Here is a 12,672-nt window from a genome sequence, read left to right as displayed (position 1 = left end):
TATCTCGCGATGGCTTGGCCGGCCTGGACCGGCATCGAACTGCAACTGGAGCATGTGTCCACGGAGGGACTCCCTTGATGAATTGGGGCGGATTGTAGTCGCGACTTTTGCTGCGGCGCAAGCAAAAAACGCACGAAAGATGCGCTGTGTCGCGTGCGCGTCGCCGCGTGGCGGGGCTGTCGCGCGCCCGCCCGGCGATCGTGAAAAGGATGCGCGGCAGGGTGCCGTGCCGTTGCTCGCACGCATCGGCGCGCCGTGGCGCGATGACGGTGCTGAAAGGTTTCGGAACGTTATTTCAAGGGCAAATCTTTCAGTCGCGTCAGGCGGGGAATTTATTTCGAAAAATGGGGTTTCAAGGGGTTGACTTCACTTTCGGGCGGTCCATAGAATCCGCCATCTTCACTCTTGGGGCCGCCGCCTTGGACGCCTGCAGTAGTCGATCTTCGAACGAAATTTCCGCCTGAGCGACCGACGTCCGCGCCTCATCGAAGCCGCCGTTTGTCTCCCGGGCAAACGGTGCGCGCAGCAGTATTCCGCAGCAACTCCCTACGTGCACCCTGATTCGCGCCGGTTAGCGTGATGCGTTCTCGCATGCGCTGCCCGGTTTCACCGCCGCCAGGCAGGCGGCCGCGTTCGCGCATCCGTTCTCCGGGCGCGAATGCCGGCCCGCCCGCCGGACGGCGGTCAACCGTGTTCCCCGGAACACCGCACAGGAGCCGCCATGAACGACAGTGACAGTTGTCCCTTATGCCCGTTGCATACGCAGACCCTTTTTGAACCCGGGTCGCGGGGACAATCCGGCCGCCTAGCCTGACACGTCGTTCAGGCGCCGGACTGGCCCCGCGTCCACGACGCGGCCGGCACGATGCCGTCGCCGCACGGAGCCAGACCATGAACTTCGGCCTTCTGCTGTCGAACCTTCCGCACGTCACGGAATCGCGCCCCCACTACGACGCGATGCTGACGCTCGACGCCCGTCCGCGGGTGTTCTCCCGCCTGCTGAACCAGCTGAAAGCATTGATCCACTGAACAGAAACGCCGAGCGCGCCTCGGCATGCGCACGCGCGCCCGCCTTCGAGCGGCCGTCCCGTGCGCATTCCAAGGTCACACGCTCATCGAATCGCATAACCCTTAGCCGTACGGAATACATCATGTCCACGCCCTCCAACGTCTCTCCACCGATCGCGGTCGAGCGCAACGCCGTACTCGACGAAGCCCATCTGGGCGACATCCGCGGTGCGCTCGGCACGATCTCGCACCACGACACCGGTGCGCGCGGCACGTGGTGGGCGCGCCTGCGCACGCTGCTCGCGATCGTCGGCCCGGGCCTGATCGTGATGGTCGGCGACAACGACGCCGGCGCGTTCGGCACCTATACGCAGGCCGGCCAGAACTACGGCACGACGCTGTTGTGGACGCTGCTGCTGCTCGTGCCCGTGCTGTACGTGAACCAGGAAATGGTGCTGCGCCTCGGCGCGGTCACGGGCGTCGGCCATGCGCGCCTGATCTTCGAACGCTTCGGCAAGTTCTGGGGCGCGTTCAGTGTGATCGACCTGTTCCTGCTCAACGCACTGACCATCGTCACCGAGTTCATCGGCATCACGTTCGTGCTGGATTTCTTCGGATTGCCGAAGGTGGCCGGCGTGTGCGTGGCCGCGGCCTTGACGATGGCGGCCGTCAGTACCGGCGACTTCCGGCGCTTCGAGCGGTTCGCGATCGGGCTGTGCGTGCTGAGCCTGCTGCTCGTGCCGGTGCTCGTGTCGATCCACCCGCCGGTCGCGCAGATGACGCGCGATTTCTTCGTGCCGAACTGGCCCGCGCACGCGAAGCTGTCGGACGTGATGCTGCTCGTGATCGGTATCGTCGGCACGACGGTCGCGCCGTGGCAATTGTTTTTCCAGCAGAGCTACGTGATCGACAAGCGCATCACGCCGCGCTTCATGAAATATGAAAAGGCCGACCTGTGGATCGGCATCGCGTTCGTGCTGGTTGGCGCGGTCGCGATGATCGGCTTCAGCTCGGCGTTGTTCGGCGGCCATCCGGAAGCCGGCAACTTCACCGACGCGGGCGGGGTCATCGCCGGCCTGGAGCGGTATGCGGGCCGCACGAGCGCGACGCTGTTCGCGGTCGCGCTGCTGGACGCGTGCATCATCGGCGCGGCGGCCGTGTCGCTGTCGACCGCCTACGCGATCGGCGACGTGTTCAAGATTCGCCACTCGCTACACCGTGGCGTGACCGACGCGAAGGGCTTTTATCTCGTGTATTTCGGCATCGTCGCGGCCGCGGCCACGCTCGTGCTGATCCCGGGCAGCCCGCTGGGGCTGCTGACCGAGGCCGTGCAGACGCTGGCCGGCGTGCTGCTGCCGAGCGCGACGGTGTTCCTGCTCGTGCTGTGCAACGACCGCCAGGTGCTTGGACCCTGGGTCAACTCGACGAAGCTCAACGTGTTCACGGGCGCGGTGATCTGGGTGCTGGTGCTGCTGTCGATCATCCTGACCGCGTCGGTGATGTATCCGGACATCAGCGGCGAAGCGATCGTCGACGTGCTGGTGGGCGGCACCGTGCTCGCGATCGCCGGCTATCTGGCGACGGTGCTGATTCGCCGCAACAAGCGCGTCGTCGAGCCGGCCGTCGATCGCTCGCTGCGCGACACGTGGCGCATGCCGCCGCTCGACACGCTCGAGCCGCAGAACATGACGCTCGCGACGCGGATCTGGATGGCCGTGCTGCGCGGCTATCTGGTGATCGCGGTCGGCCTCGTGATCGTGAAGGTCGTGCAGATGACGCTGCTGAAGTAACGGCGATCGTCTGCCAGGAAGCGGCGCCGGACCCGGCACCGCGCCGCAACCCGTCCATGCCGGCCCGCGAGGCCGGCATGTGCGTTTTACGCGGGCGATGACGCGCAACGGCGTTGCGCCGCCGCCGCGTGTCAGATCAGCTCGAGCTTCGACGTCAGGTACGTGAGCTGGATCCGGTTCGCGACGCCGAAGCGCTTGCGCAGCTTGCGCAGGTGATAGTCGACGTTGTGCGCGCTGGTGTCGAGGCGCCGGCCGATCTCCTTGTCGGATGCGCCTTCGGCGATGCCGAGCAGCAACTCCTGCTCGAACGGCGTGAGCCCGTTGACCGCACGCTCGCGCGACGTCGAGATCAGTTGCGGCGACGCGAACTTGTGGACCGACAGCCCGATCGACAGCGCCTGCTCGATCGTCGCCGGCGTGATCCATTCGCGCGTGCGGCGCGGCGCGGTGAAGCTCATGAACGCGTGGAGCCGCGTGCCGGGCACGGCCATCGAATACATGATGCCGCTGCACATCCCGTCGTCCTGCATCGTCTGCAGGAAGCCGTCGAGCGCGGCCGGGCTCACCGACGGCGCGTCGTCGCGCTCGCGGTGCGCGCGGCGCAATTGCTGCAGGTCCCACACGATCGGCATGTTGCACACGCGTGCGCCCAGCGTGCGCGGATCGACGTCGTGGTGGCTGTGCCGCACGTAGTCGCCGCGATAGGTGGCCGGCGTGAACGCTTCGTGCAGGTAGAGACTTTCGACGCGCTCGCGCGCGAATTCGAGTGCGAAATACGCGAACGTCGAGAACCCGGTCAGATGCAGCAGGCTCGTGACGATCCGGTTGCGCTCGGCCGTGCTCTGCGCGTGCGCGAGCGTATCGGCGACGCCGAGCTTCGGCGCGTGCGGCTGCGCGTCGTCGCCGCGCTTCACGTCGTCGCACCAGACGACCTGCACGGCGCGCTCGCGCAACGCGTCCGCGCCGGCGTTCGATCCGCGCGACGAGCGCGGCAAGCTGGTTGGGGCGACCGCTTCTTCATGCAATGCAATATCGGACATGAGCCATCCCTCGGAATCGACGCGCATCGCCTGGCGGCGGCCGTATCGTGTACGGCATTCGCGGCGGTGCGACCGAGCATCGTTGTGATTGCGCCGATCGTCATCCCTGACGAAACGCGGGGGCATTGTACAAAAATGCCGGGGTGTGGGTAATATGCCGTAATACTAATGGCGGCGAAAGGTTCATCTTCGAACGCATATAACGACGACCAGAAAATCATAAAGAAAAGACCGGATCGTGACGGGGCGCAGTTTCACATATTGGGAAAGGGCGGGCTCCTCATGACATATGCTGACGGCGCACCACGCGTCGAGTGGTTCTCACAAGCCGATATAGCGGCCGCTGCCGCTTATTCGAACGAATATCACGCAATCGAGCGTGACGTTTTTACCGGTATTCAAATAGCGCCAGGTAAAACCGACCTTGCGTCATTCGATTTCGCGCAATGCCATGCGCGATTGCGGCAAATCGGCTTCAGCACGCTCGGTTACGGCGCGTACGAAATGATCGGGCGCCGCATTCTGCGCGCGCATCTGCTGCGCGATCTCGCGCCGGCGACGTTCATGCAGCCGTTCATCGAAGGGATGCTGTACGAAAGCGACCCGCGCTTCGCGCAGGTGCGGCAGAGCGGCTTCCCGGTCGCGTGGCGGCTCGACGAGATCGAGGCGGTTGCGCAGGGCAGCGGCGACCGCAAGGTGCTCGCGCTCGCCGGCCACTTGCGTGCGCACGCAATGAACAGCGGCGTGATCTTCAGCCTGTCGGCGCCGCGCCTCGACCTGCGCGTCGCGGTGAACCTGACGTCGGAAACGCACGGGACCGAATGGATCGACGATCGCGTGATCGGCGGCGCGCTGTCGGTCAGTCTTGCCGTGCACCGCGTCGCGCTGCCGTTCCTCGAGGCGCGTGTCGCGCGCATGCGCGGCTTCGCGCTCGGCGACGAGCAGCAGCAGGTGCTCGACCGGCTCGTGCACGGGCTGTCCGACCAGGAGATCGCGAGCGCGCTGCGTACGTCGCTGCACAAGGTCGGGCACCATATCCGCTCGCTGGAAAAGCAGTTCAACGTACAGAACCGCGCGCAGCTCGCGTATCTCGCCGCGCGGCGGCTGCCGTCCTGACCTGACGCGTGCCGGACACGCGCCGGCGCCCGCTGCGCGCAATGGAAGCGGTTCCGGCGGCGCGTGCCCGAACCTGCCGCCGGGTTTCGTAGTCCGATTCGATTGTCTGACGAAAACGCGCTTTCACGCTACGAGGCGCGCTTCTTTTTCCGCCGTTTCCCGTCGCTACACTCGTCCCATTCAACGGTCCGCGCAGCACGGGGAAGGGTTGCCCGTGCCAGCCGGCGATAACGACAGGACAACGGCACGATGGCTGAACCGAAGGCGCTCCCCCGCGACTGGCAGCGGTTGTTTTCCGCCGGCCGCGGCGTGTCCGGACGGCGCCTCGGGGGCGCGTCGCCGCGCGCCGACCTGTTTCTCGCGACCTTCATCGTCGCGGTCGTCGCGCTGTTCATCCTGCCGCTGCCGCAGACCGCGCTCGACGGGATGATCTCGCTGAATCTCGCGGCGAGCGTCGTGCTGCTGACGGTGTCGACCTACGTGCCGTCGGCGGTCAGCTTCTCGTCGTTCCCCGCGTTGCTGCTGTTTACGACGCTGTTCCGGCTCGCGCTGAACATCGCGTCGTGCAAGCTGATCCTGCTGCATGCGAACGCCGGCCACGTGATCGACGCGTTCGGGCGGCTGGTGGTCGGCAACAACGTGGTGGTGGGCGGCGTGGTGTTCCTCGTGATCGCGGTCGTGCAGTTCATCGTGATCGCGAAAGGGTCGGAGCGGGTGGCCGAAGTCGGCGCGCGCTTCTCGCTCGACGCGATGCCGGGCAAGCAGATGAGCATCGATGCCGACCTGCGCGCGGGCATCATCAGCGCCGACGAAGCGCGCGAGCGCCGCGAGAAGCTCGAGCAGGAATCGCAGATGCACGGCGCGATGGACGGCGCGATGAAGTTCGTGAAGGGCGACGCGATCGCGGGGCTCGTGATCGCGTTCATCAACATCGTCGCGGGGATCGCGGTTGGCACGCTGATGCACGGGATGGACATCGGCGAGGCGCTGCAGCGTTACGCGATCCTGACGGTCGGCGACGGGATGGCGTCGCAGATTCCGTCCCTGCTCGTGTCGATCGCGGCGGGCATCGTGACGACGCGCGTCGCGACGCGCGATGCACGGCAGCGCCAGCTCGGCGAACAGCTCGGCGAGCAACTGGGCGCGCATCCGCGCGCGCTGCTGATCGCGGCGTTCGTGCTGACCGGTTTTCTCGTCGTGCCCGGTTTTCCGAAATGGTCGTTCGCGCTGATCGCGCTCGGCCTCGGCGCGTTCGCGTTCTCGCAACTGAAGCGCAAGACGTCCGCGCCGAGCTTCAACCTGATTCATGTCGCGGGGCGCGTCGGCGCGGCCGACGACGGCCAGCCCGCGAAGGTGTCGCACGCGGCGGGCGTCACGTCGTTGATCGCGGTGTCGCTGTCCGACGACCTGCGCACGGGCCTGAACCTCGCGCAACTGCAGGCGGCGCTGTCGAGCGCGAAGGCGCGCGTCGACGCGGACATCGGCACGGTGTTTCCGCGCATCACGCTGAACGACGACGAGGGCGCGCCGGCCGGCACGTACCGGATCTACCTGCAGGACGTGCTCGCCGCGCACGGTGCGCTGAAGCCGGGCTGGCTGCTGTGGGACGGCGTCGCGCCGCTGCCCGAGCGCGCGGAGCGCCAGCCGGCCGAGGCGTTCGGCCCGTTCGCGACCGCGCTGTGGATCAAGCCGGACGGCGCGGCGCCGGACGGCAAGTGGCTGTCGAGCGAGAGCGCGCTGGCCGCGCACGTCGAGCAGATCGTGCGCCAGCATGCCGACGAATTGCTCGGCATCCAGGAGACGCAGGCGCTCGTGCATCTGGTGCGCCGCGATCACCCGGAGCTCGTCGGCGAACTGACGCGGCTCGTGCCGCTGCAGCGCGTGACCGAAGTGCTGCGCCGGCTGCTCGCCGAACAGGTGCCGATCCGCAATTTGCGCGTGATCTTCGAGAGCCTGATCACGTGGGCGCCGAACGAGCCCGACGACGTGATCGCGCTGGTCGAACTCGTGCGCGTCGACCTGCGCCGGATGATCACCGATCGTCATGCGGGCACGGCGCGCCAGCTGCGGGTCGTGCTGTTCGAGCAGAACCTGCAGGAGCGGATCGAGCGCGCGGTGATGCGCACGAAGCAGGGCAATTTCCTCGCGCTGTCGAGCGCGGTCAAGCAGGACATCGGCGAACAGGTGCGCGCGATCGTGCAGGCCGCGCAGGCGGCCGGCCCCGGCGGCCACGGCAATGCGCCGGGCGCCGCGCGGCTCGCGGTGATGGTCGCGCTCGGCGCGCGCCGCTACGTGAAGACGATCCTGCAGCCGGTGCTGCCCGAACTCGCGGTGCTGTCGTACCAGGAAGTCGAGGAGGACGTGCAGTTGCATACGGTCGGCTGGGTGAAGAACCCGCCGGACGACGGGACGGTCGGCGCGGGCGCCGACGTGCGCGCGCCGGGAGCCGTGCAATGACGAGCTCGACGATCCTCGACCTGACGCGCCAGGCGCTGATGCTCGTGCTGCTGCTGTCGCTGCCGATCGTGCTGATCGCGACCGTCACCGGCCTCGTCGTCGCGATCCTGCAGGCCGTTACGCAGGTGCAGGACGCCAACATCGGCATCGCGGTGCGGCTGATCGCCGTGATGGTCGCGCTCGTGCTGCTGTCGGGCTGGCTCGGCGGCGAAGTGCTGCGCTTTGCGCAGCAGGCGCTGGAACGCATGTTCGTTTCTTCCACAGGAGTCCTTTGATGCGTCGACGCGTCGCCTCGATCCGGTTTCAACCGCGCAGCCTGCAACGGGCCGCGCTTGCCGTGTGCGCGACCGCGCTGCTCACGGCGTCGCTGTGCATGGCGCCCGCGCAGCATGCGCGCGCCGCGGACCTGCGCTGGCGCAACAAGCCGTTCACGATCGTCGCGAACGGCAAGAAGATCGGCGACTTCATCCGCGAGCTCGCGTCGTCGCAGGGCGTGACGGCGGTGGTCGATCCGAAGGTCGACGGCGTGATCAGCGGCCGCTTCTCCGGCACGCCGCAGCAGACGCTCGACACGATCTGCTCGACCTACGGGCTCACGTGGTACTACGACGGCTCGTTCCTGTACGTCGATCCGGCCGACCAGTCGCAAACGCAGATGATCCCGATCCCGCCGAACGCGTCCGGCGAAATCGGCCGCGCGCTGCAGGCGATGCAGATTCCGGACAAGCGCTACACGCTGGTGATCAACGATCGCGCGAACAGCGTGTACGTGGCCGGCCCGCGCCGCTACGTCGAACTCGTGCGGCAGGCGATCGGCTCGGTCGGCGATCCGTCGGCGAACGGCGCGCATGCGGACATCCGCGCGTTCCGGCTGAAATACGGCTGGGCGTCGGATTTCACGATCAACCGCTCGGGCAAGGAAGTGACGGTGCCGGGCGTCGCGACGATCCTGCGCCGGCTGTTCGGCAAGACCGGCGACACGGTCGCGGCGCCGTCGAGCACGCCGCTCGGGCAGGCCGCGCGCCAGGTGAAGCTCGGCTCGGGGCTGACGATCGCGGTGCCGCGCCTCGACTTCCCCGACATCTCCGGCGGCCCGCGGCAGGGCGGCTATGGCGGTGCGGACGGCAGCATGGGCGGCGGGTTCTCGCCGTTCTCGAACAACGGCGGCGGCGACACGCTGCCGCAAATCGTCGCCGATCCGGCGATCAACGCGGTGATCGTGCGGGACCTGCCGGAGAACATGTATCGCTACCAGTCGCTGATCGGCCAGCTCGACGAGCGGCCGCGCATCGTCGAGATCAACGTGACGATCATCGACATCAACGAGGATTCGCTCGACAGCCTCGGGATCGACTGGCGCCTGCACACGACGCATGGCGACGTACAGATCGGCAACGGCCAGAACGCGCTGAACGGCAACACGCAGTACAACGGCGCCGGCAATCCGCCGCTGACGTTCGGCATCGGCACGTCGGAAACCGGGCAGACGGGCGCGTTCATGCCGACCGGCATCGCGCTGACCGCGTCGATCGGCGGGTCGCTGCGCAACTACCTGCTCACGCGCGTGAACGCACTCGCGCAAAAGGGTCAGGCGCAACTGCGATCGAAGCCGAAGGTGCTCGCGCTCGACAACACCGAGGCGATCCTCGAGAACCTCACGCAGTTCTACGTGCAGGTGCCGGGCTATCAGGATTCGTCGCTGTACAGCGTGACGACCGGCACCAGCATCAAGGTGACGCCGATGATCGTCGACGAGGCGATCCGCAATGCGGCCGCCGTGTCCGGCAACCCGCAGAGCGTGATGATGTCGATCGACATCCAGGACGGCAACATCGTGCCGGGGCAGGCCGTGTCGAACGTGCCGGTGATCCAGCAGCGCAACATCGTCACCAAGACGATGATCGACGAAGGCAAGAGCCTCCTGATCGCCGGTTTCAACGACGACGAGGTGCGGCTGAACAAGAGCGGCGTGCCCTGGCTGTCCGACATTCCGCTGATCGGCAACCTGTTCAAGTACACCGACAAGTCGGGCAACCACATGGAGCGGTTCTACCTGCTGACGCCGCGCGTCGTGACGAACGCGTCGATGTATGCGCCGGACGGCTCGCCCGTGAACCCGGGCGTCGACGGTCCGGCGAACCCCGAAGGGCTGTCGATGTATCGTCCGCCGGACAACGACGTCGCGGTGCCGCTGACGCCGAAGCCGCTGCCCGGCACGAAGTTCGGTCCGCCCGCGTTGCCGCCGCCGCCCGTGGGCGCGGCGTCGCAGCCCGCGGCGACGACCGCAGGAGTGGCCACGCATGTCGACGAGCATCATTGATCCGCACGGCGACGGCGCATTGCCCGGCGGCGCGGGAAGCGCGGGGGCCGGCTCGGCCGCGCTCGCATCGCCGTGGAATCTGTGCTTCCTGAGCGGGCCGATGTACGGCCGCACGATGTCGCTCGCGCGCGGCGCGAACTGGGTCGGCACGGCGGCCGACTGCGAAGTGATCCTGCCCGATCGCGAGATCGGCGCGAAACAGGTGTGCCTGCAGGTCGGCGCGCTCGCGGTGACCGTGCAGAACCACGGCGGCGACGCCGGCGCGCCGGTGCTGTTCAACGACGAGCCGCTCGGCGCCGGCCGCCGCTCGCTGACGCCGAACGACGTCGTGACGGTCGGCTCGATCCGGCTCGGCATCGCGCGGCATGCGCAGGCGAGCGTCGCGGTGCCCGACGAAACCGATGCGCCGGACACCGCGCGCGAGGCCGCGTGGCTCGGCTGGCTCACGGGCGGGCTGCGGCGGCTGGGCAGCCGGCGGCTCGTGATCGCGCTGGTCGCGCTGTGGGTCGGCGTGCTGCTCGGCGCGCTCGGCTACGGCTTCGTCGCATGGTCGGGGCGCCTGCCGTGGCAGCACGAATCGGTGCTCGCGCGCACGCACCGGCTGCAGCAGCTGCTGCACGCGTATCCGGAGCTGGCGGTCGCGCCGCGCGACGACGGCGTGATCGTGTCGGGTTACGTGAGCGATCCGGCCGCGCGCGAACGCGTCGCGCAGATCGTCGCGGGCGTCGACAACGCGGCGCTCGGCAACATCTACGTGGTCAGCGATCTGGTCGCGACCGCGCAGACCTATTTCAGCGATACGGCACTGACGGTCACGTATCTCGGGCGCGGCCGGATCGAGCTGACGGGCACGGCCGCGCGCGCGCAGATCGAGCCGCGCATCCGCAACTACATGAAGGATGCCCGGCCGGCGCTCGAGGTGGTCGATCACGTGCGCGACGCCGATGCGGCCGCGCCGCGCACGGCGACGACGCTCGGCGGCACGGCAGGCATTCCGGAGATCACGACCGTATTCGCCGGCGACGGCGACCAGCGCTACATCGAAACGATCGACGGCAGCCGCTATTTCGAAGGCGCACGGCTGAAGGAGGGCGCGACCGTCGTGTCGATCGGCCCGGACGAAGTGGTGTTCGAGCGCAACGGCCAACGCATCACGATGCCGCTCGGCGGCCCGTCCGCGCATGCGCCCGAGCAGGCGCCGGCGCCGCCCGTGGCGCCGCTCGCGAGCGGGGCGGCGGCGGGCGTCGCGCAGCCGGTGCCGGGGCCGACGCTGCTGCCCGATGCGCCGGCGCCGCCGCCCGTCGCGGCGGCCGGCGCATCGAAGGGCGCGACGCACTAGCGTCGCGACAGGATTTGCGCATCGCGTCGCGCGATGCGCGCATTACGCGACACGCCGCGCATGCGGCGCGTCACGTCGCCGGCGGGGCATGGGGCCGCCGCCGGAAGGTGGAGTGTGGTTCACGTAAAGGAGCGAAGCATGGGTACCTCGGCAGCAGGTGGTGTGACGAATACGGGCGACGTGCAGAAGCAGGCCGACGACCTGACCAAGACGCAGCTCGAACTGACCAAGATCAATTTCCAGGTTCAGCAATCGACTGCGACGTTCGAAACCAGCAACGCAGTGACCGCGCAGGAAGGGACGGCGAACGCCCAGGTTGCGCAACACCTGAGTTCCGCCGGCCGCGCGTGACGCCGGTCGCCGGCCGAGCCGCGCGACGTCGCATGCCGGGGCCGCCCGTGACGGGCGCCCGGTGGGGCGTCGATGCGTGCCGGCCGGCCCGTTTCCGGCTCTGCCGGTCAAGGAGGACACGATCATGTCGGTAACAGGCGTAGGCGCGGCGCCGCCGGGCGCGGCGGCGCTCGCGAGTGCCGCGCAGCAAACGGGCGCGGCGTCCGATCCGGCGCAGGTGCGCCAGTTCGATGCGCTGATGCAGCCGGGCGCGTCGACGGCCGCTCCGCCGTCTTCGTCGGGCGTCGCGATGGCGCGCGCGCCGGCGGATGCGGCGCCGGCCGTGCAGATGACGCCCGCGCAGGCGAACCAGTCGTCGCTCGTCGAGCGGTTGCGCACGTACGGCAACGATCTCGATTCGCGGTACGCGAACATCGACAAGCACCGCAACGAGATGCTGACGTCGATGGCGGACAGCCGCAGCGACCCGCTGATGACAATGGTGAAGGCGATGGATTTCCAGTGGACGGCAACCACCACGATTTCGGAATACCAGTTGAGCCTGTCGGTTGCGCAGGCGGCGAACGGCTTCACGCATACGGTGCTGAAGACGCAGGAGTGAAAGCGCGCGTGCGGACCATAGGGTCCCATGCGCCCTGAAGCGGACAAACGATGACGACGATCGATTCGACGCCGCGCACGCATGCGTGGCGCAGCCGGGCGGCGCGCGCGCTGCTCGCGGGGCTGCTCGTGCTGTTGGCCGGGTGCCAGAAGGAGTTGTACTCGGGCCTGTCGGAGCGCGACGCGAACCAGATGATCGCGGTGCTCGGCGACGCGGGCATCAGCGCGTCGAAGGACAACGACGCGCGCGACACGTCGGACCGCAACGCATGGCTCGTGAGCGTCGCGGACGGCGACATGCAGGCGGCGCTCACGGTGCTGCACGCGAACGGGCTGCCGAAGCCGAGCTATGCGAGCCTCGGCGAGCTGTTCCAGAAGCAGGGCCTCGTGTCGACGCCGGCCGAGGAGCGCGTGCGCTACCTGTACGGCGTGTCGCAGGATCTGTCGCGCACGCTGCAGGACATCGAGGGCGTGGTGGTCGCGCGCGTGCAGGTCGTGATTCCGGAAAACGATCCGCTCGCGGACAAGATCAAGCCGTCGTCGGCCGCGGTGTACATCCGCTACCGGCCGGGCGTCGACCTGCGCGCGATGGCGCCGATGGTCAAGGATCTCGTCGCGCACAGCATCGAAGGGCTGCAGGAACAGCGACAC

General features: G+C 68.1%; 11 protein-coding genes. 10 read left to right on the top strand and 1 reads right to left on the bottom strand.

The features are described 5' to 3' along the window. The first annotated feature begins 891 nt into the window (after nt 1-891). Together A9Z05_RS36820 and A9Z05_RS05970 are read left to right on the top strand one after the other, a co-directional pair. Complete coding sequence (locus tag A9Z05_RS36820) at nt 892-1,029, top strand: hypothetical protein (protein ID WP_176730164.1); 138 nt, start codon at nt 892-894, stop codon at nt 1,027-1,029. Nucleotides 1,030-1,151: 122 nt separating this feature from the next. After that, nucleotides 1,152-2,798 carry an NRAMP family divalent metal transporter gene (locus A9Z05_RS05970; protein ID WP_069617279.1) on the top strand — a complete coding sequence of 549 codons (1,647 nt, stop codon included), beginning with the start codon at nt 1,152-1,154 and terminating at the stop codon, nt 2,796-2,798. Nucleotides 2,799-2,929: 131 nt separating this feature from the next. Here the strand turns inward: A9Z05_RS05970 and A9Z05_RS05965 are convergent, their stop codons facing one another. Next, nucleotides 2,930-3,838 (bottom strand): LuxR family transcriptional regulator, encoded by a 909-nt coding sequence (locus A9Z05_RS05965; RefSeq protein ID WP_069617480.1) that lies wholly within the window; start codon nt 3,836-3,838, stop codon nt 2,930-2,932. 282 nt (nt 3,839-4,120) lie between these two features. On the opposite strand from A9Z05_RS05965, the gene A9Z05_RS05960 reads away from it, so the two are divergent. The 8 genes from A9Z05_RS05960 to sctJ all read left to right on the top strand — a co-directional run. Next, nucleotides 4,121-4,954: an autoinducer binding domain-containing protein gene (locus A9Z05_RS05960; RefSeq protein ID WP_069617278.1), complete on the top strand. Its 834-nt coding sequence runs from the start codon at nt 4,121-4,123 to the stop codon at nt 4,952-4,954. Nucleotides 4,955-5,203: 249 nt separating this feature from the next. Continuing rightward, nucleotides 5,204-7,411 carry a type III secretion system export apparatus subunit SctV gene (gene sctV, locus A9Z05_RS05955; protein WP_069617277.1) on the top strand — a complete coding sequence of 736 codons (2,208 nt, stop codon included), beginning with the start codon at nt 5,204-5,206 and terminating at the stop codon, nt 7,409-7,411. Further along, nucleotides 7,408-7,686: a type III secretion system export apparatus subunit SctS gene (gene sctS, locus A9Z05_RS05950; protein ID WP_006480854.1), complete on the top strand. Its 279-nt coding sequence runs from the start codon at nt 7,408-7,410 to the stop codon at nt 7,684-7,686. Before sctV ends, sctS begins: the two co-directional genes overlap by 4 nt. Beyond that, a complete protein-coding gene (gene sctC / locus A9Z05_RS05945) occupies nt 7,686-9,731 on the top strand; it encodes a type III secretion system outer membrane ring subunit SctC (RefSeq protein ID WP_069617276.1) in 2,046 nt (681 codons plus the stop codon). The genes sctS and sctC overlap by 1 nt, the downstream gene beginning before the upstream one ends. Next, entirely contained in the window at nt 9,712-11,070 is a 1,359-nt protein-coding gene (gene sctD, locus A9Z05_RS05940; protein ID WP_069617275.1) for a type III secretion system inner membrane ring subunit SctD, read from the top strand. Before sctC ends, sctD begins: the two co-directional genes overlap by 20 nt. 138 nt (nt 11,071-11,208) lie before the next feature. Continuing rightward, the gene (locus A9Z05_RS05935; RefSeq protein WP_006480857.1) at nt 11,209-11,421 is read left to right on the top strand and encodes a hypothetical protein; all 213 of its coding nucleotides are present in this window, start codon (nt 11,209-11,211) and stop codon (nt 11,419-11,421) included. A gap of 124 nt (nt 11,422-11,545) precedes the next feature. Then, nucleotides 11,546-12,022: a hypothetical protein gene (locus tag A9Z05_RS05930; protein WP_069617274.1), complete on the top strand. Its 477-nt coding sequence runs from the start codon at nt 11,546-11,548 to the stop codon at nt 12,020-12,022. Nucleotides 12,023-12,072: 50 nt separating this feature from the next. Continuing rightward, on the top strand, nt 12,073-12,672 hold a 600-nt coding region (gene sctJ, locus A9Z05_RS05925; RefSeq protein WP_069617273.1), incomplete at its 3' end, for a type III secretion system inner membrane ring lipoprotein SctJ.

The organism is Burkholderia sp. A2, assembly GCF_001729305.1.
GTDB classification, from domain to species: Bacteria; Pseudomonadota; Gammaproteobacteria; order Burkholderiales; family Burkholderiaceae; genus Burkholderia; species Burkholderia sola.
The sequence above is the reverse complement of the archived record's forward strand: the minus strand, read 5'-3'. Positions and strand labels throughout refer to the sequence as shown.

Coding starts and splice junctions, on each gene's coding strand:
- A9Z05_RS36820 (WP_176730164.1), top strand. CDS start 892: ATGAACTTCGGCCTTCTGCTGTCGAACCTTCCGCACGTCACGGAATCG.
- A9Z05_RS05970 (WP_069617279.1), top strand. CDS start 1,152: ATGTCCACGCCCTCCAACGTCTCTCCACCGATCGCGGTCGAGCGCAAC.
- A9Z05_RS05965 (WP_069617480.1), bottom strand. CDS start 3,838: ATGTCCGATATTGCATTGCATGAAGAAGCGGTCGCCCCAACCAGCTTG.
- A9Z05_RS05960 (WP_069617278.1), top strand. CDS start 4,121: ATGACATATGCTGACGGCGCACCACGCGTCGAGTGGTTCTCACAAGCC.
- sctV (WP_069617277.1), top strand. CDS start 5,204: ATGGCTGAACCGAAGGCGCTCCCCCGCGACTGGCAGCGGTTGTTTTCC.
- sctS (WP_006480854.1), top strand. CDS start 7,408: ATGACGAGCTCGACGATCCTCGACCTGACGCGCCAGGCGCTGATGCTC.
- sctC (WP_069617276.1), top strand. CDS start 7,686: ATGCGTCGACGCGTCGCCTCGATCCGGTTTCAACCGCGCAGCCTGCAA.
- sctD (WP_069617275.1), top strand. CDS start 9,712: ATGTCGACGAGCATCATTGATCCGCACGGCGACGGCGCATTGCCCGGC.
- A9Z05_RS05935 (WP_006480857.1), top strand. CDS start 11,209: ATGGGTACCTCGGCAGCAGGTGGTGTGACGAATACGGGCGACGTGCAG.
- A9Z05_RS05930 (WP_069617274.1), top strand. CDS start 11,546: ATGTCGGTAACAGGCGTAGGCGCGGCGCCGCCGGGCGCGGCGGCGCTC.